Below are 17,638 nucleotides of genomic sequence, written 5' to 3'. Positions count from 1 at the left end.
TATTCGGGCTGGTAAGCGCAATGGACAAGGTTTTCATCGAGGGGCTGACGATCGACGCCCTGATCGGTATCTACGATTGGGAGCGACGGATCCGCCAGGACCTGGTGTTCGACCTGGAAATGGGCTTCGACAACCGTCGCCCCGCGGCCACCGACGACATCGCCCACACCCTGAACTACAAGGCGGTCAGCAAGCGCCTGGAGCAGTTCGTGCGCGAGTCGGAGTTCGGCCTGGTCGAGACCCTGGCCGAGCGTTGTGCACAGATCGTGCTGGACGAATTCGAGGTGAAGTGGCTGCGCCTGAAGCTGAGCAAGCCAGGCGCGGTGCGCGGCGCGCGCGCGGTGGGCGTGATCATCGAGCGCTCGCGGGACTGACCCGGTAGTGCCGGCCGCTGGCCGGCAACCTCAACATCAATGAAGGAAGAAGGAGACAACTGATGGTGGACGCGGTGGTGGCGGTACAGTGGCTGGAAAAGCTGCAGAACACACTGGAACCCTATCCCGGCGCCTACCTGGCGTTGATGATCTCGGCGCTGCTGATTGCAGCGGGCCTGGCCAACTGGGTGACCAAGCGCATCCTGGTGCGTGGCCTGCGGCGCCTGCTGCAGCGCCTGCCGGGCGCCGAGTCCGGGCGCGGCAGCCACTTGATGCGGGTGATTTCGCGCCTGTCCAACGTGGTGCCCAGCCAGGTGATCGCCTCGGGCATCACCCTCATCCCCGACCTGCCGACCAGCCTGGTCAACGTCATCATCAAACTGTGCATCGTGTGGGCCGTACTGACGGTGTCGATGGCGTTCTCGCATGCGCTGGACGCGGCCAACAGCCTGTACGAGCGCAAGCCCGATGCACGCAACAAGCCGATCAAGGGCTACCTGCAGGTGGTCAAGATCGTGGTGTTCGTGGCCGCTGGCCTGTCCATCGTCGCCACCCTGCTGGGGGTGAAGCTGGGCCCGCTGGTGACCGGCCTGGGTGCGGCCACGGCGGTACTGATGCTGATTTTCCAGGACACCATCCTGTCGCTGGTGGCCAGCGTGCAGATCAGTGGTGATGGCCGCGTGCGCATCGGCGACTGGATCGAGATGCCCAGCCAGAACGCCGATGGCGACGTCATCGATATCGCGCTGCACACCATCACCGTGCAGAACTTCGACAAGACCATCACCACCATCCCGACCAAGAAGCTGGTGACCGAGTCGTTCAAGAACTGGCGCGGCATGCAGGAGGCCGGTGGTCGCCGGATCAAGCGCGCGCTGTACCTAGACCAGCACAGCGTCGGTTTCCTGGACGAAGGCGACCTGGCCTTCCTCGGCGAGTTCGCGCTGCTGCGTGACTACCTGCAGGAGAAGGCGCAGGAGCTGGGGCAGTGGAACGGGCGCCTGCGCGAGCAGGGCGTGGCCGAGGTCAACAGCCGCCGGGTGACCAACCTGGGCACCTTCCGTGCGTATGTGGAGCGCTACCTGCGCAGCCACCCGGGCATCCATACCGACATGACCCTGCTGGTACGGCAGCTGCAGCCGACCACCGAGGGCCTGCCGCTGGAGCTGTACTGCTTCACCCGCAGCACCGCCTGGGGCGAGTACGAGGCGGTCCAGTCGGACATCTTCGACCACCTGCTGGCGATCCTGCCGGCGTTCGGCCTGCGGGTGTTCCAGGCCTCCAGCGACGCCATGTTGATGGCCGGGCAGCGCCAGTTGGCCGGCTCGGAGTAAGCTGCGATGCCTCCGGCGGGGCCATACGGACCCCGCTGGTGGCTGAAACTGAATGACGAAACCTCTCGCCAAACGGCTCGGGATCGCTAGAATGCCGGGCTTGTAAACGTTTTCATCAAGGACTGCTGGTGGCCTCCGATCGCATCGAATCCCTCATTGCCCAGATGACCGTCGAGGAAAAGGTCGGCCAGCTGGGTGTCTTCGCGGACATGGTCCGCCCGTTCGCCCCGGACGTGAACCCGGAAGCCAACGTGCGCAATGCCGACCAGGTGCTGCAGCAGGTGCGCGAGGGCAAGGTCGGTTCCCTGTTCAACGGCGTGGGCGCCGAGCTGGGCCGCCGCATCCAGCAGGTCGCCACCGAGGAGAGCCGCCTGGGCATTCCGGTGATCCTGGCCGCCGACGTCATCCACGGCATGCGTACCGTGTTCCCGATTCCGCTGGGCGAGGCCGCCAGCTTCGAGCCGGAGCTGGCCGAGCGCACCGCGCGCGCCACCGCCATCGAAGCCACCGCTGCTGGCCTGCACTGGACCTATGCCCCGGCCGTGGACATCGCCCGCGACCAGCGCTGGGGCCGTGGCGCCGAAGGTGCCGGTGAGGACGTGGTGCTGGGGTGTGCGTTCGCGGCCGCCCGCGTGCGTGGCTTCCAGGGCCGCGACCTGCGCGCCGCCGATTCGCTGCTGGCCACGCCGAAGCACTTCGCCGCCTACGGCGCGGTGATGGCGGGCATGGAATACAACATGGTGGACATCTCGCCGCAGACCCTGCGCGACGTGCACCTGCCGCCGTTCAAGGCCGCCTTCGATGCGGGCGCGATCACCGTGATGTCCTCGTTCAACGACATCAATGGTGTGCCGGCCAGCGCCAATGCCGAGCTGCTGACCGACATCCTGCGCGGTGAGTGGAAGTTCCCGGGCGTGGTGATCTCCGACTACACCGCCGACATGGAACTGGTCGCGCACGGCTATGCCGCCGATGACCGTGATGCCACTGCCAAGGCGTTCACCGCCGGCCTGGACCTGAGCATGCAGAGCGGCTTCTACGCCGAACACCTGCCGGGCCTGGTCGAGAGCGGCGAAGTGCCGATGGCGGTGCTGGATGAAGGCGTGCGCCGCATCCTGTGGCTGAAGGAAACCATCGGCCTGTTCGACGACCCGTACCGTTCGCTGGACCCGGCGCGCGAAGCGGATACCTCGCATATTGCCGCCCATGACGCACTGTCGCGCGATGCCGCGCGCCGTTCGATCGTGTTGCTGAACAACCGTGACAACGTGCTGCCGCTGCAGAAGCGCGGGCAGAAGATCGCGCTGATCGGCCCGTTCGTGCAGGACCGCGAGAACATCGAAGGCTGCTGGACGCTGTTCGGCGACAAGCAGCGCTATGTGGACCTGGAAACCGGCGTGCGTGCCGCCATCGGCGACGAGGCGCTGCTGGAAATCGTGCCGGGTTGCGATCTGGAAGCCGCGATTGCGGGCGGCACCGAAGCGGCCGTGGCGGCCGCGCTGCGCGCCGACGTGGTGGTGTTGGCACTGGGCGAACCGCAGCGCTACAGCGGTGAAGCGCAGTCGCGCGTGGAGATCACCCTGCCGCCGGCACAGCAGGCGCTGGCCGAGGCCGTGGCGATGACCGGCAAGCCGCTGGTGGTGCTGCTGCGCAATGGTCGCGCGCTGGCCCTGCAGGGCGCGGTGCGCAATGCACAGGCCGTGGCGGTGACCTGGTACCTGGGCACGCAGACCGGCCATGCGGTGGCCGATGTGCTGTTCGGTGACTACAGCCCGTCCGGCCGCCTGCCGGTCAGCTTCCCGCAGGTGTCCGGCCAGCAGCCGTACTTCTACAACCACCCGCGCACCGGCCGCCCGGAACTGCCGACCATGTCGGAGTTCAAGGCACGCTGGCGCGAGATTCCGAACGAGCCGCTGTACCCGTTCGGGCATGGCATCGGCTACACCACCTTCGCTTACGGCGTGCCGCAGCTGAGTGCAGCCCAGCTTGGCTGGGACGACACCCTGACCATCACCACCACGCTGACCAACAGCGGCGACGTGGCCGGCGAGGAAGTGGTGCAGCTGTACATCCACGACCGCGTGGCCAGCCGCGTACGTCCGGTGCGCGAACTGAAGGGCTTCCGCAAGGTGGCGCTGCAGCCGGGCGAGTCGGCTGAGGTGGTGTTCACCCTGACCCGCGAGCAGCTGGCGTTCACCGGCCGCGACGGCGTACTGCGTGCCGAGCCGGGTCAGTTCGACCTGTGGGTCTGCGCCTCGTCGGCGGCAGGTGACGCCGTGCAGTTCGAGCTGCTGAAGGCCTGATCAACGCAAAAAGGGGACGGAGGGGATTAAGTCGTTTGTGCCAAAACGACTTAATCCCCTCCGTCCCCTTTTTTGTTGTCCTCACTGCGGCGGCGCTACCATCGGTGTTCTTGAACCGATGGATGCCCGCGCATGCGTACGATCGCTGTGTTGATTCCCGCCTTGTTGCTGGCGGCCTGTTCGCAGCCGGCACCGCCGGCCGAGCCTGCGGCGGATGCGCCGCCGCCGATGGAGGCCAATGCTGCTGCGACGCCTGCGGCTGAACCGGCGATGCCTGCTGCCGAACCCGCTGCAACTGCACCGGCTGCTCCTGCAGCGGACGCGCCTGCTGAAGATGCACGTGCGCGCATCGAGAGCGTGCTCGGTGATGCCGCGCAGTACGAAAAGGTCTTCAACGCGTTCAAGACCGCGGTGGTCGGCGGTGATCGCGCTGCGGTGGTGGAAGAGGTGCGCTTCCCGTTGAACATCAGCGGCGGAAAGAAGATCACCGGCCCCGGTGAGTTCCAGCGCAACTACGAGAAGATCATCACCCCGGCGGTGGTCAAGGCGATGTCCGAGCAGGACTTCGGCAAAGTTTTCGTCAACCAGCAGGGCGTGATGATCGGTGACGGGCAGGTGTGGTTGAACGGGCAGTGCCTGGACAAGGCCTGTGCGCAGACCGAAGTGAAGGTCATCACCATCCAGTGAATGCGGACGGCCCCGCGTGCGGGGCCGTTGCGGGCAAACATGCCGGCCAGCGGCCGGCACTACCACCCTGTCAGGTCTTCGGCGTGAGCTTCAGCAGGCGCGCCTTGCTGCCATCTTCCAGCAGCCACAGCGCGCCATCCGGGCCCTGTTCCACTTCGCGGATGCGCTCGCCCATGTTGAAGCGCTCGGCTTCGCGCGCGCTGTCGCCGTCGAAGGCCACGCGCACCAGCGAGGTGGATGACAGGCCACCGATGAAGCCGCTGCCCTTCCACTGCGGGAACAGGGTGCCGCTGTAGATCACGAAGCCGGCCGGCGAGATCACCGGCGTCCAGGTCACCTTCGGGGCGGCGAACTCCGGCCGGGTATCGTGATCGGGAATCGGTCGACCGTCGTAGTGGTTGCCATTGGAGACGATCGGGTAGCCGTAGTTGGCGCCGCGCACGATCAGGTTCAGTTCGTCGCCGCCGGCCGGGCCCATCTCGTGCGCCCACAGCTTGCCGTTGGCATCGAAGGCCATGCCAAGGATGTTGCGGTGGCCCAGCGACCACACCTGTGCGGCAACCCCGCCCTGCGAGGCGAACGGGTTGTCGGCGGGCAGGCTGCCATCGTCGTTGAGGCGGATGATCTTGCCGAGGTTGCTGCCCATGTCCTGGGCCGGATCGAACTTCTGCCGCTCGCTGGAGCTGATCCACAGCTTGCCGTCCGGGCCGAAGGCGAGGCGGTGGCCGTAGTGGCCCTCACCGCTGACCTTCGGGCTCTGCCGCCAGATCACCTTCAGGTCCTTCAGCTGGCCGGCGCCGTTGGCGTCCAGCGCCAGCGTGGCCCGGGCCACGGCGGCACCGCGGGTATCCAGCGTGCCTTCCTCGGCGTAGCTGACGTAAATGACATGATTCCGGGCGAAGTCCGGGTGCAGGATGATGTCCCCGAAACCACCCTGGCCACCGTAGGCAACCTTCGGAACGCCGGTGATCTCGCGTTTCTGGCCGCTGGCCGGGTCCAGGTGCTGCAGCTTGCCGCGCTTTTCGGTGACCAGCAGGCTGCCATCGGGCAGGAAGGTCATTGCCCACGGCTGGTCGAAGCGGCTGACTTCGGTGGCGGTGAACGGGCGCTGGTCAGCCGGAGTGGCTGCCGGCGTAGCAGCCTGGGCGCCGTTGGCGGCGGGGTCGGCAGCATTGCAGGCGGAGGTGGCGAGGATCGGCACGAGGCCGAGGGCGAGCAGCAGGGGCGTGCGGGTCATGGGTATCTCCAGGGCGGGGATGCGGATGGCCGGGCTGTCCCTTGTATACCACTGCAGCGGTGACCGTCGTGGCCCGAAGGTCCTGCGCCCCCCTGTGCGACGGCAGCGGGATCGTCTAGGGTGGGCACGCCCGGGCAAAGCCTGCCCGTCTGCCTGCCAAGGATCTGCAATGAACACTGCCATGCCCCACAAGCCGTCCACCGCCTTCATTGCCGCCTCCTGGGTGGCCCTGCTGCTGGGTGCGGCGGCCTACCTGATCGGCCTGTTCAACGCCACGATGGCGCTCAACGAGAAGGGCTACTACCTGACGCTGCTGCTGTTCGGCCTGTTCGCGGCGGTGTCGCTGCAGAAGAGCGTGCGCGACCGCGTCGAAGGCATTCCGGTCAGTGGCCTGTACTACGCGCTGTGCTGGTTCGCGCTGCTGTCGGCGCTGATGCTGCTGCTGGTCGGCCTGTGGAATGCCACGCTGGCGCCGAGCGAGAAGGGCTTCTATGGCATGGCGTACGCGCTGTCGCTGTTCGGTGCGGTGGCGGTGCAGAAGAACACCCGCGATCTGATCGCCGCCGGTGGCGGCGAGAGCAAGCGCAGTGCGATCGTACCGCCGCTGCCGGAGCAGGAGTGATCGATCCGGTGTAGAGCCGAGCCATGCTCGGCTCAGTCGAGCATGGCTCGACTCTACAGACGTGGTGCGAGAGCCGAGCGTAGGCTCGGCTCTACAGCAGCCTGGCGCTATCGATTCAACCGCGGTTCCACCTGCTGCGCTTCCTCCCAGCCACGGCGCACGGCACTGCGTGCCTGCGCCCAGTCCAGGCGGCTGCGGCCGCGTTCGCTGGCCCAGCGTGATTCGAGCTCGCGTTCCACTTCCTCGTAGGCGCGGATCATGTCCTGCGCACGCGCGGCGTGGCCGATGCGATAGGCCGGCTCATAGTCCTCGAAGAACAGCTGGTCGTCGTAGTACGGCTCGGCGGTGTAGCGCTCGCGCCAGTAGTTGCTGACCGCGTCGCGCGGTGTGCTGTCGTCCGGTACGCGGCCGGGAATCTGGTACTCGGTCATGGGAGGGCTCCGTTGTGGACGAAGCCTGATCGTGCCTGCGTGGCGGTTAACGGCCCGGTCCGGCAGCGTGAAGGGCGAGTCTGTAGAGTCGAGCCATGCTCGACTCATGCATCCCAAACCCCAGTCGAGCATGGCTCGACTCTACAGTTCGGGTTTGCGCGGCAGCTTGTAGATCACCGCGCCGATGGCAAACGCCACCAGCGCCGCGGCGATGTTCTGCCAGCTGGCACTGGCGAACAGCGCAACGCACAGCAGCAGCGCCAGCACCGGAATCAGCGGGCCACCGGGCAGCTTCAATGCACCGGGGCGGTCGGCGTAGCGCTTGGCCAGCACCAGTACTGCAGCGGCAGTACCGATGTAGGCGAACAGGCGCGTGGTCATCGACAGCAGCGCCAGCTGCACGAACGAACCGGACAGGGCCAGGCCCAGTGCGATCAGGCCCTGGCACAGGATCGACGCGGCCGGCGTGTGGAAGCGCGGATGCACCTGCGCCAGGATCTTCGGCCCGTAGCCATCGCGTGCCAGTGCGAACAGGAAACGCGGGCCCATCATCATCGTGTTGCTGTTGGTGCCGAGGATGGAGATGGTGGCGCCGATGGTCAGGATCAGTGCCAGTGCCTCGCCACCGAAGCCGGCGGCGGCATCGGCCAGCGGCGTCGCCGAGCTGGCCAGGCCGGCCAGCGTGCCCTGCGCCACCACCTGCACCGCGCCGTAGATGACGGTGACGGTGATGATCATGGTGATCAGGGCGAACGGAATATCGCGGCGCGGATTGCGGTACTCGCCGGCGGCGGCCGGGATGTTCTCGAAGCCCGCGTAGGCGTACAGCAGCAGCAACGCGGCTTCACCCATGCGCTGCAGGTCATGCGGGTCCGGGCGCTGGCCGGAGAAGGCCAGCTGCGGATCGATGTAGAACGCACCGATGGCCACGAACAGCAGCAGCGGCAGCATCTTGCCGATCACCAGCACCACGCCGGTACGCGCGGCAGAACGCACGCCGATGATGTTGACGCCGGTGAGGAAGCCCAGCGACACCACGATCACCGCGATGCGGCCCATGCCGGCGCCGGCCCACGGCCAGAAGCGCGCGACCGCATCGGCCAGCGCGTTGCTCAATGCGGCTGCCGAGCTGATGCGGGTCAGCCAGATCATCCAGCCGATCTCGAACCCGGCGAAACGGCCGAACGCCTCGCGGGCGTACAGGTAGCTGCCACCGGGTTCATCGAAGTAGCTGGCGGCCTGCGCGTAGCAGAGCACCAGCAGCGCGACGACGATGCCGGCGGCGACCACGCCCCACAGGCTGAAGGGACCAAGCAGGGCGACGGTGGCGGCTGGCAGCAGGTAGATGCCGCTGCCGATCACGTCGTTGATCGACAGGCCGACGATCTGCCAGCGGCTGACCGCGCGCTGCAGCTGCGGTTCGTCCTGCGCGCTCAACGGGCATCTCCGCTCAGTGCGGGCAGCTGCCACTGGGCCTGCAGGCGCGTGTACTCGGCGCGCGGCAGCAGCACGAAGCGCGGCGTATCCTGCGGCCGCAGCCAGTCCAGCAGTGCCTGCATGCGTGCTTGTGGCATGGCGGTACAGCCGGCGGTGGCCTCACCGGGCTGGCGCCAGAGATGGGCGAAGATGCAGCTGCCCTTGCCGGGCTGGTTGCCCGGGTTGTGGGCAATGACAAAACCTTCCCGGTAGCGCACATCGCCCTTGTTGTGCAGGTCCAGCCGCATCGGCTCGGTGGAGCCCTTGACCGCTGCGCTGCCGACCTTCTTTTCATCCACGATGCGGTTGTAGAACGGCGAGCTGGGCACGTCCATGCAGTAGCTGCTGTCCAGCATCGGCTGGTAGGGCATCGTGGTGCCGGGGCGGGTGACGGCATAGCCGAATGCACTGCCAAGCGCGAATATGCCGGCCGGGCTGCGGCCATCCCCTTCCTGTTTCTGCGGGCCATCGGCCTGTGCCGGATGCAGGCCCAGGCCCCAGGCGCTGCCGGTGCGGCCGAGCGCCACCGGGAACGCCTTTCCATGCGCATGCCAGCCCTTGCCGTCGCGCACATAGGCCTGCAGCTGCCCCTCGGTACTGTCCCAGCCTTCGCTGGTGACCACGATCAGCTGGCGCGCGCCGTCCAGTGGCGCGGCGTGGACGGACACCGCCGCGGCAAGCAGCAGTGCGGTGGTGGCAAGGCGGACCAGCGATCTCATCAACGTGCGCTCCGGTCAGGAATCCAGCAGGTGGTCGATCCGCTCCAGGTTCACCGCGAGCTGCTGCTGGCGGTCCGGATTGGCGTGGCAGAGCAGCACGAACAGGAAATCGAGCAGGGCGTGCATGGCACTACGGTACAGCAGCTGCGCGACCTGCGGCGTGCGATCGTGCGCGCACACCACCAGTGCCGCATCAGCATGCGCGCGCAGCGGGTTGGCGGTGTGGCGGGTGATGGAAATCACCTTGCCACCCATGTCCTGGAACTGCCGCGACAACTGAGAAAGCTGGGGCAGGTTGCCGAACTCGGAGAACACCAGCAGCACATCGCCGGGGCGTGCGGCCGACAGGTTGGCCAGCATCAGGATCGGGTCGGTGTGCGGCACCACCAGCAGGCCGAGCAGCGACAGCCGCATGGCGAATTCGCGGGCATACAGGCCGTCGTCACCCAGGCCGTAGACGAACAGCTTGGGCGCGTCGTCGAGCAGTTGCACGATGCGCTCGATCTCCTCGCGTGGATTGGCCTGGCGTGTTTCCTCCTCGGCCTGCGCCTTGCTGCGGCGCAGGGCCTCACCCAGGCGCAGGTAGTCATCGCCGCTGTCGGGTTCGCTGGGGGCCTGTTGTGGATCGGCACCGGCGCGGGCCACATCCTGGCCGATCGAGTACTTCAGGTCCGGGTAGCCCTTGAAGCCGAGTTTCTGGCTGAACTTCACCACGCTGGACTGGCTGATGCCCAGTGCGCTGGCCAGCTGCTGGGACGAGTAGTCGCGCAGCAGGTGGGCATTGTCGAGGATGAAGTCGGCGATGCGGCGCTCGATGGCCGACATCTGCCCGCGCTCGGAACGGATCTTCAGCAGGGGCGGCATGCGGGGTGTCCGGGCATGGGTAGGCGCGTTGCGGTTGGCAGCGTAGAGCGTGTCATGGAATGGGTCGGGCGGGTGGGGTTTGCAGGGGACGCCGTGAATCCGCCCATGGAGGCTTGGCCGCGCTTGCGCGTTTGCGCTGTCCTGCACAAACGGCAAGACCGGGGTTGGGCGTCCTGCCCAACCCGCCCGAGGCATGCCTCGGGCCCATGCGGCGGACACCCCTGCAAACCCCGCCCGCCCGACCCCGGACAGATCGCGCGCGTGCCAGCCGCGAAGGGGATACGGGGTAGGGCAGAAGCAGGAGCATCCACGCATGGCGTGGATCTACTGGCGCGGGGCCCTTGTAGAGTCGAGCCATGCTCGACTGCGCGGGTCACCCCAGCATCTCCAGCCCGCGCACTTCGGTGATGCCCAGCCCCGGCACGTCGCTGATGCTGATCTCCGATTCGTTGAAATGCACGCCGCCGCTGACCGGGTCGAACTGGCCCAGCGAAGGGCCGTCGAGGTCGACCTTGGTGATCACATCGCTCTTGGCCACGGCCAGGTGCACGGCCGCAGCCACGCTGATGCTGGACTCGATCATGCAGCCGATCATGCACGGCACGCCGTAGATGCCGGCGATGTCGGCGATGCGGATCGCGTTGGACAGGCCGCCGGTCTTCATCAGCTTGATGTTGATGATGTCGGCCGCGCGCTGCTGGATCAGGTCCATTACCTGGCTCGGGCTGAACACGCTTTCGTCGGCCATCACCGGCGTGTTGACGCGGTCGGTGACGTACTTCAGGCCGCTGATGTCGGCTGCTTTCACCGGTTGCTCGAGCAGCTCAAGGACCACGCCAGCTTCCTCCAGCGTGCGCATCGCGTGCACCGCCTGCTTGGCGGTCCAGCCCTGGTTGGCATCCAGCCGCAGCAGGGCGCGGCCTTCCACCGCGGCGTGGATCGCCTTGACCCGTTCGATGTCCAGGCCGATGTCCTTGCCGACCTTGATCTTCAGCGACTCGAAGCCGCGTTCGATCGCCGACAGCGAGTCGGCCACCATCTTGTCGATGTAGTCCACGCTGATGGTGATGTCGGTGGTGATCACCGGGTCGCCACCGCCGAGCATCTGGTACAGCGGTGCACCGTGCAGCTGCGCCCACAGGTCATACAACGCGATTTCCACCGCGGCCTTGGCGCTGGTGTTGCGCTCCATCGCGGTCTGCACCAGCCCACACAGGCGGTTGAGGTTGACCACATCCTGGCCGATCAGGCGCGGCGCGATGAAGTGGCGGATCGCTTCGATGATCGAGCCGTGGGTATCGCCGGTGATCACCGCGGTGGCCGGAGCTTCACCGTAGCCGGTGTTGCCGGTATCGGTGCGGATCAGCACCACCACGTCTTCCACGGTCTCCACCGTGCGCAGGGCGGTCTTGAACGGTGTCTTCAACGGCACGCGCAGCATGCCCAGTTCGATGGCAGTGATCTTCATTCAGAGGGTCTTGGCGCGCAGGCGCTGGATGTTGGTGATGCGGTCGATGTAGCGGACGGTATCGCTGGCCATCATCGGCTCCAGCGGCGTGACCGAAACACCATTGAGATGGGCCTGCACGCGCGTGCCGTCGGCACCGAACCAGCTGCCGCCCGCGGTATCGTGGATGACCCAGGTGCGGCCGTCGACGTGGCCGATGGCCATCATCACGTGGCCGGGGATGTAGACCAGGTCGCCCACCTGCAGGTCGGTGACGGCGCGGTCGCGCACCGCCTTGCCGTCCTTGCCGGTGAACGGCAGGCGATCCAGCGCCGGGCTGATCGCCTGTGCACTGGTATTGCGTGGCAGCAGCACGCCGAAGCTGCGGTAGATCTCGGAGACGAAACCGCTGCAGTCGCGGGTGTCGTAGTCGTGCCCCCAGCCGTAGCGCTCGCCGAGGAACTTGAAGGCCTGCTGCAGCAGCAGGCGCGGGGTCAGCGGCAGATAGTCGGCGGCGGTGTCCTGCGAGCGTGGCAGCAGCGCCGGCACCAGCTTCAATCGACCATCGGCCTCGCGCACCGGCAACTGCACCACCCACGACGCATGCGCCTGCTGGCCGTTCACCGGTTCGGCGGCCGGCCAGTCGGCCAGCACCGGCAGGCGCACGCCCATGTCCAGCTGCAGGCGCGAGACGCGCGGTTCTTCCGGGGTGTAGGCGGTCTGCGCGGTGGCGCCGGTGACGATCCGGTACGGGCCTTTGGCGCCATAGCCGAGAACGGTGGCTTTGTCGCCGCTGGCGATGGCATCGGCCTCGATCCACGCGCTGTAGCGCTCGCTGTGCACGAACAGCCAGTGGCCGTCGGCGCTGCGGTGGACCACGGCAACCTTGTCGCCGGGGAACAGCGCCGACTCCTGGAAGCGGTCGATGTCGGTGTCACCGACGCTGCTGAAGACGCGTTCGCGGGTGGGGAAGGTGCGCAGTGCTGCGCGCTTCACCACCAGCCCATACTGCGGTGCCATCCGCGCGGGAATCGCATCGAGGCCGAGGTTGGCTTCGATCGCGCTGCGCAGTGCCGGCGTGATGGCCTGGCCCTTGTCATTGTAGAGGGCACGCGTGGGCCAGCTCGACAGCGCGGTGATGCTGGCGCGCACCGCCGCCGCATCCAGCTGGGCTGGCAATGCGGCGATGTCCTGGATGTGGCTGTCCTGTGCCCGCATCCGCGCGTTCTGTGCCTCGATCTGGCTGCGGTCCAGGATCGGTGCATCGGCGTTGTCCAGGCGCGCGGCCCAGTACTGCGGGGTGAGGTAGGCCTCGTGCAGGCCGATCACATAGGGCAGCGGTGCGCCGGGATCGGGTGCCGGGGCGGCCTGCGCAAAGGCCGGTGCGGCCAGCAGGCACAGGGCCAGGGTCAAGCGGCGTGGCCAATGCCGATGCCGTTCGCGGGAAGCCAGGATCATGCGCTGCACACCCTCCTCGAATGCCTTTTGGAATATTTATTCCTTTTGGCGTCGAAAGCAAGAATAAATTATTGACCGGCATCCCGGCCCGTGTTACACAGCCGTTACCACCCGCGCTGGGGAAGTGTCGCTGTGGATCCTGCCGTTCGCAAACCGCGTCTGCCTGTTGCTGCCGGCCTGTGTGCCGCGCTGCTGCTGTGGGCGTGGTCGGCGGGGGCAAAGGATCCCCGCAGTGCGCTTGATCTGGCGATCGATCGTGAGCGGGAATGGCAGCTGATCGACTGGGTCGACAGTGGCCAGTTCAACAGCGTGGTCATGGCGTTTGCCACGCAAGGCGTCTTCCCGCCGGCCGACTTCCAGTTCGAGCGCATGCGCCGCATCCGTCTGGATTTCAGCCTGGACCAGGCAGCCGCGAAGGCGGCCGTGCGCCGCTGGATTCCCGACCTGACCGACGAGGAATTCGCGCGCTGGGACCAGCTTGGCCTGATCGAGCATCTCGATATCGATGGCGAGCGCTGGTACTTCAAACGCGCACCATCGAACCTGTTCCTGCTCAGTGATGAGGCGCGTGCACGCCGCCGCGCGGATGCACCGATGCCGGCGGCGGGCCCCAACGAAGTGCTCAACGCGCACCACGGGCGCGTGGTTGCCGCGGCCGAACAGAGTGGCCAGGCGTCGGTGCTGCCGCAGCGTATTGAATTCACCCAGTCGCTCACGGTGAAAGCCGATGCCGTGCCGGCCGGCGAGACCGTACGCGCCTGGATTCCGTACCCGCGCGAGATCCCGGGACAGCAGGAGCAGGTGCAGTGGCTGGGCGGCAGCCCGGGCAAGGCGCGGGTCGCACCGGCCAGCACCTTGCAGCGCACGGCCTATCTGGAAGCCAAGGCGGTGGCCGGGCAGCCGACCCGCTTCGAGGTCCGCTACGCGGTCACGATCTTCGCCCGGCATACCGCGATCGATCCGGCCAGGGTGCGGCCGACCCCGGCTGATCCGGCGTTGAAGCCCTATCTGGCCGAGCAGCTGCCGCATGTGCGCTTCACCCCTGCGCTGAAGCTGTTCTCCGACCAGGTGCTGCAGGGCGAGACGCGCCCGTATGAAGTGGTGCGCAAGCTGTTTGCTGCGGTCGACCGCATTCCCTGGGCCGGCGCGCGCGAATATTCCACGATCAGCAACATCAGCGATTACGCGCTGCGTGCCGGCCATGCCGACTGCGGGCAGCAGACCCTGCTGCTGATCGCGCTGCTGCGCCTGAACGGCATTCCCGCGCGCTGGCAGTCGGGCATGGTGTTCTCCAACGATGGCAGTGGTTACAACAACCTGCACGACTGGGGGCAGGTCTACCTGGCGCCGTATGGTTGGCTGCCGATGGACGTGACCACCGGGGCGCTGGCCAGCGACGTGCCGGCCCTGCGCGACTTCTACCTGGGTGGCCTCGACGGCTACCGCATCGCCTTCAACGATGATTTCGGCCAGCCCTTGGTGCCGGCCAAACAGCATTACCGCTCGGAAACGGTCGACTCGCAGCGTGGCGAGGCCGAGTGGGCAGGCGACAACCTGTACTTCGACCAATGGAGCTACGACTTCCAGTGGCGGGTACTGCCAGCCGGGCAACGCTAGCGCGACACATCGCATTCCACACCATTCAATTCTTGCAGGAGAGAGCAGGGGATGAAGGCTTACAGCATCAAGCGGGCGGCGTTGTGCGTCGCCCTCGGGGCGTGTCTGGGCGTGATCGCGCCCAACGCATTCGCACAGGATGGTTCGGTGGTTGGCCGGTTGGTCAGCGAGGGCGGGCAGGTGCCGGCCGGTGCCACGGTGACCGTACGCAATCCGGCAACGGGTTTCGTCCGCTCCGTGCAGGCCGAGGCCAACGGCAGCTACCGCATTCCGCTGCTGCCGGTAGGCACCTACGAGATGGAAGTGGGCTTGCCCGGTGGCGGCGCCAGCCGTGTTGGCCAGGTGACCGTCAGTCTCGGCAGCGCAACGACGGTGAACGTGCCGCTCGGCGCGGTCAGCACGCTGGGCACGGTGGAAGTGCGGGCACCGCAGGTGGTGTCGATGGTGGATGTGAAGTCCACCGAGTCGGCTACCAACATCACCCGCGAGGAACTCTCGCGCCTGCCGGTGGACCGTGACATCACCGCCGTGGCGCTGCTGGCGCCGGGTGCGGTGAAGGGCAAGGGGTCGCTGGGCGGGCAGGGCATTTCCTTCGGCGGTTCGTCGGTGGCCGAGAACACGGTCTACATCAATGGCCTGAACGTCACCGATTTCTACAACCGGGTCGGCTTCTCGTCGGTGCCGTTCTCGTTCTACCAGGAGTTCCAGGTCAAGACTGGCGGCTATTCGGTGGAGTTCGGGCGCAGCACCGGCGGTGTCATCAATGCGGTGACCCGCTCGGGCAGCAATGACTTCAAGGCCGGTGCCGAGCTGGTGTTCGAGCCGCGCGCGTGGCAGTCGCAGGCGCGTGACCGTTACGACGGCAATGGCAGCCGCTACATCACCGCCAGCCGCGACGACTACAGCCGCAGCGCGCTGAACGTGTTCGCTTCCGGTGCGCTGGTGCAGGACCGGTTGTTCTTCTTCGGCATGTACGAAGCCCGCGACTACCGCCCGACATCGACCAACGACGCCGGCACCCGCTTCAACCAGGGCAAGGCCGATGACCCGTTCTGGGGCGGCAAGATCGATTGGCGCATCACCGACAACCAGATGTTCTCGCTGTTCGGCTTCTCCGACCGCAACAAGACGCTCACCGACGTCTATGCCTACGATTACGACCTTGGCAGCAGCGTGGGCGAGCGTGCCAACCAGATCATGAACACCGTGGGTGGCCGCAACTGGTCGGGCACCTACAGCTGGCAGGTCAACAACGATCTGACCATGAAGCTGATGTACGGCGAGAACAAGCGCAACCGCGTGCAGAGCTCGTTGATGGACGAGAACTGCAACCGCGTCTTCGACAACCGCACGGCCGGACAGGGCGTGCCGCCATCGCTGCAGGGCGACCGCAGCTGCACCAGCAGCTCGCAGCTGGAGTCGGCGCTGGACACGCGCAAGGCGGCGCGCGCGGACTTCGAATGGACCCTGGGCAACCATCTGCTGCGGTTCGGCCTGGACCGGGAAGAGAACACGTCCGACTACAGCCGCGCCTATCCGGGCCCGGGCGGCTTCCGCTACGACATCTACTACCGTACCCCGGGCAGCTCGCTGAACGGTGGCGTGGTGCCGGCCAGCGGCGTGGTCGTGCGCACCCGCCGCTATGAAGTGGAAGGTGCGTTCAAGACCATCAACTCGGCCTACTACCTGGAAGACAACTGGCAGGTCACGCCGAACCTGCTGCTCAACCTCGGCCTGCGCATGGAGGCGTTCGACAACAAGGGCGGCGACGGCAACAGCTACATCAAGATCGACAACATGCTGGCCCCGCGTGCCGGCTTCTCCTGGGACGTGCGCGGCGATGGCACCACCAAGGTGTTCGGCAACCTCGGCCGCTACTTCCTGCCGGTTGCCAACGTCATCAACATCAAGCAGGCCGGTGGCTTCCTCGACGAGCGCACCTGGTACGAGTTCCTCGGCTACACCGGCGCAGCCAACAACATCCCCAACCTGGGTGCGCAGATCGGCCCGGTGGACAACTCGCAGGGCGACGGCAGCGTGCCGGACCTGCGTGCGGAAGTGAACCGGGACATGGACCCGGTCTACCAGGATGAAGCCATCCTGGGCTTCCAGCAGATGATCAACGAGGCCTGGTCGGTGGGCGCCAGCGTGACCTACCGGCGCCTGCACAACGCCATCGATGACATGAACATCACCGCCACCGGGCAGTGTGGTGCCATCGACAGCGTGTGGATCATGGGCAACCCGGGGCGTACCAACACCGTGTGGGGCGACACCGACTGCGATGGCCGCAACGATGGCTGGATCAGCATCGACACCTCGAAGGAAGGTTGGGCGCTGTATGACGACAACGGCAACTATGTCGGCCAGCGCGGCTGGGTGAAGCCCAAGCGCGACTACAAGGCACTGGAGCTGCAGGTCGACCGCGCGTGGGACGGCAAGTGGGGCTTCAATGCGTCCTACACGCTGGCCTATGGCCGCGGCAACGCCGAGGGGCCGGTCAACTCCGATACCGACTTCGCCGATGCCGGTCGCACCGAGAACTTCGACAATCCGTGGGTGAACTACCGGGGCTATGGCTACCTGGCCAATGATCGCCGCCATCAGTTCAAGTTCCGCGGCAGCTACGCGCTGACCGAGAACCTGAGCGTGGCGGCAACCCTGGGCGTGCAGTCGGGCAGCCCGATCACCCGCTTCGGTGCCGGCAATCCGTTCGATGCGACCGATTTCCACAGTTACTACGTCTGCGTGTCCAACTGCCAGGCGACGGTGCCATCCGAACGTGTGTTCGTACACTCGCCGCGCGGCGGTGATGGGCGCACGCCGTGGACCTACGATCTCGATGTCAGCGTTTCCTACAAGGTGCCGATTCCCACCGACCTGCGCCTGAAGCTGGCGGTGTACAACGTGCTGAACCAGCAGCGCGTGGTGACCGTGGACCAGGACTACGAGCCGCAGAACGGCATCGGCTCACCCAACCCGCTGTACCGCTACGGCACCGGCTTCCAGTCACCGCGCTATGCGCAGCTGACGGTCACATGGGCCTACTGAAGCCAGCCCAGCACGCTC

At 66.7% G+C, this 17,638-nt stretch carries 14 protein-coding genes; 7 read left to right on the top strand and 7 right to left on the bottom strand.

Annotation, left to right across the window (positions count from 1 at the left end):
• Positions 1-20 precede the first annotated feature (20 nt).
• The 4 genes from folB to BKE09_RS09190 all read left to right on the top strand — a co-directional run bounded on the left by folB (position 21) and on the right by BKE09_RS09190 (position 4,698).
• Positions 21-374: a dihydroneopterin aldolase gene (gene folB, locus BKE09_RS09205; RefSeq protein ID WP_014035740.1), complete on the top strand. Its 354-nt coding sequence runs from the start codon at positions 21-23 to the stop codon at positions 372-374.
• 62 nt (positions 375-436) lie between these two features.
• A complete protein-coding gene (locus BKE09_RS09200) occupies positions 437-1,708 on the top strand; it encodes a mechanosensitive ion channel domain-containing protein (protein ID WP_075675542.1) in 1,272 nt (423 codons plus the stop codon).
• A 128-nt stretch (positions 1,709-1,836) separates the two neighbouring features.
• On the top strand, positions 1,837-4,011 hold the full coding sequence (locus tag BKE09_RS09195; protein WP_075675541.1) for a glycoside hydrolase family 3 N-terminal domain-containing protein: 2,175 nt from the start codon (positions 1,837-1,839) through the stop codon (positions 4,009-4,011).
• Positions 4,012-4,143: 132 nt separating this feature from the next.
• The gene (locus tag BKE09_RS09190; RefSeq protein ID WP_075675540.1) at positions 4,144-4,698 is read left to right on the top strand and encodes a hypothetical protein; all 555 of its coding nucleotides are present in this window, start codon (positions 4,144-4,146) and stop codon (positions 4,696-4,698) included.
• Positions 4,699-4,768: 70 nt separating this feature from the next.
• Here BKE09_RS09190 and BKE09_RS09185 read toward each other — a convergent pair whose 3' ends face one another.
• Entirely contained in the window at positions 4,769-5,935 is a 1,167-nt protein-coding gene (locus BKE09_RS09185; protein ID WP_075675539.1) for a PQQ-dependent sugar dehydrogenase, read from the bottom strand.
• Between the two features lie 169 nt (positions 5,936-6,104).
• Here BKE09_RS09185 and yiaA point away from each other — a divergent pair, with 169 nt between their 5' ends.
• Complete coding sequence (yiaA, locus tag BKE09_RS09180; RefSeq protein ID WP_014645710.1) at positions 6,105-6,557, top strand: inner membrane protein YiaA; 453 nt, start codon at positions 6,105-6,107, stop codon at positions 6,555-6,557.
• A 107-nt stretch (positions 6,558-6,664) separates the two neighbouring features.
• On the opposite strand, the gene BKE09_RS09175 is transcribed toward yiaA, so the two are convergent.
• The 6 genes from BKE09_RS09175 to BKE09_RS09150 all read right to left on the bottom strand — a co-directional run bounded on the left by BKE09_RS09175 (position 6,665) and on the right by BKE09_RS09150 (position 12,952).
• Positions 6,665-6,988, bottom strand: coding sequence for a hypothetical protein (locus BKE09_RS09175; RefSeq protein ID WP_075675538.1), 324 nt, complete (start codon positions 6,986-6,988; stop codon positions 6,665-6,667).
• Between the two features lie 141 nt (positions 6,989-7,129).
• Positions 7,130-8,425: an amino acid permease gene (locus tag BKE09_RS09170; RefSeq protein ID WP_075675537.1), complete on the bottom strand. Its 1,296-nt coding sequence runs from the start codon at positions 8,423-8,425 to the stop codon at positions 7,130-7,132.
• The gene (locus BKE09_RS09165) at positions 8,422-9,183 is read right to left on the bottom strand and encodes a L,D-transpeptidase family protein (RefSeq protein WP_075675536.1); all 762 of its coding nucleotides are present in this window, start codon (positions 9,181-9,183) and stop codon (positions 8,422-8,424) included. The genes BKE09_RS09170 and BKE09_RS09165 overlap by 4 nt, the downstream gene beginning before the upstream one ends.
• A 15-nt stretch (positions 9,184-9,198) precedes the next feature.
• Positions 9,199-10,047: a MurR/RpiR family transcriptional regulator gene (locus BKE09_RS09160; RefSeq protein ID WP_075675535.1), complete on the bottom strand. Its 849-nt coding sequence runs from the start codon at positions 10,045-10,047 to the stop codon at positions 9,199-9,201.
• A 373-nt stretch (positions 10,048-10,420) separates the two neighbouring features.
• Positions 10,421-11,515, bottom strand: a complete 1,095-nt coding sequence (locus BKE09_RS09155; protein WP_075675534.1) for a dipeptide epimerase — start codon at positions 11,513-11,515, stop codon at positions 10,421-10,423.
• Entirely contained in the window at positions 11,516-12,952 is a 1,437-nt protein-coding gene (locus tag BKE09_RS09150) for an SH3 domain-containing protein (RefSeq protein ID WP_075676665.1), read from the bottom strand.
• Positions 12,953-13,084: 132 nt separating this feature from the next.
• Between BKE09_RS09150 and BKE09_RS09145 the strand changes: the two genes are divergently transcribed.
• Complete coding sequence (locus BKE09_RS09145) at positions 13,085-14,569, top strand: transglutaminase-like domain-containing protein (RefSeq protein ID WP_075675533.1); 1,485 nt, start codon at positions 13,085-13,087, stop codon at positions 14,567-14,569.
• A gap of 51 nt (positions 14,570-14,620) precedes the next feature.
• Positions 14,621-17,620 carry a TonB-dependent receptor gene (locus BKE09_RS09140; protein WP_075675532.1) on the top strand — a complete coding sequence of 1,000 codons (3,000 nt, stop codon included), beginning with the start codon at positions 14,621-14,623 and terminating at the stop codon, positions 17,618-17,620.
• Positions 17,621-17,638: the final 18 nt, after the last annotated feature.

The sequence above is a fragment of the Stenotrophomonas sp. TD3 genome (assembly GCF_001939825.1).
Classification (GTDB): domain Bacteria; phylum Pseudomonadota; class Gammaproteobacteria; order Xanthomonadales; family Xanthomonadaceae; genus Stenotrophomonas.
Note: the sequence above shows the minus strand (reverse complement) of the source record. Positions and strands in the feature narration are given on the sequence as shown.

Bases quoted from the DNA above. Each gene is read 5' to 3' on its own strand.
- folB (WP_014035740.1), top strand. From the start codon at position 21: ATGGACAAGGTTTTCATCGAGGGGCTGACGATCGACGCCCTGATCGGT.
- BKE09_RS09200 (WP_075675542.1), top strand. From the start codon at position 437: ATGGTGGACGCGGTGGTGGCGGTACAGTGGCTGGAAAAGCTGCAGAAC.
- BKE09_RS09190 (WP_075675540.1), top strand. From the start codon at position 4,144: ATGCGTACGATCGCTGTGTTGATTCCCGCCTTGTTGCTGGCGGCCTGT.
- BKE09_RS09185 (WP_075675539.1), bottom strand. From the start codon at position 5,935: ATGACCCGCACGCCCCTGCTGCTCGCCCTCGGCCTCGTGCCGATCCTC.
- yiaA (WP_014645710.1), top strand. From the start codon at position 6,105: ATGAACACTGCCATGCCCCACAAGCCGTCCACCGCCTTCATTGCCGCC.
- BKE09_RS09175 (WP_075675538.1), bottom strand. From the start codon at position 6,988: ATGACCGAGTACCAGATTCCCGGCCGCGTACCGGACGACAGCACACCG.
- BKE09_RS09165 (WP_075675536.1), bottom strand. From the start codon at position 9,183: ATGAGATCGCTGGTCCGCCTTGCCACCACCGCACTGCTGCTTGCCGCG.
- BKE09_RS09160 (WP_075675535.1), bottom strand. From the start codon at position 10,047: ATGCCGCCCCTGCTGAAGATCCGTTCCGAGCGCGGGCAGATGTCGGCC.
- BKE09_RS09155 (WP_075675534.1), bottom strand. From the start codon at position 11,515: ATGAAGATCACTGCCATCGAACTGGGCATGCTGCGCGTGCCGTTGAAG.
- BKE09_RS09150 (WP_075676665.1), bottom strand. From the start codon at position 12,952: ATGATCCTGGCTTCCCGCGAACGGCATCGGCATTGGCCACGCCGCTTG.
- BKE09_RS09140 (WP_075675532.1), top strand. From the start codon at position 14,621: ATGAAGGCTTACAGCATCAAGCGGGCGGCGTTGTGCGTCGCCCTCGGG.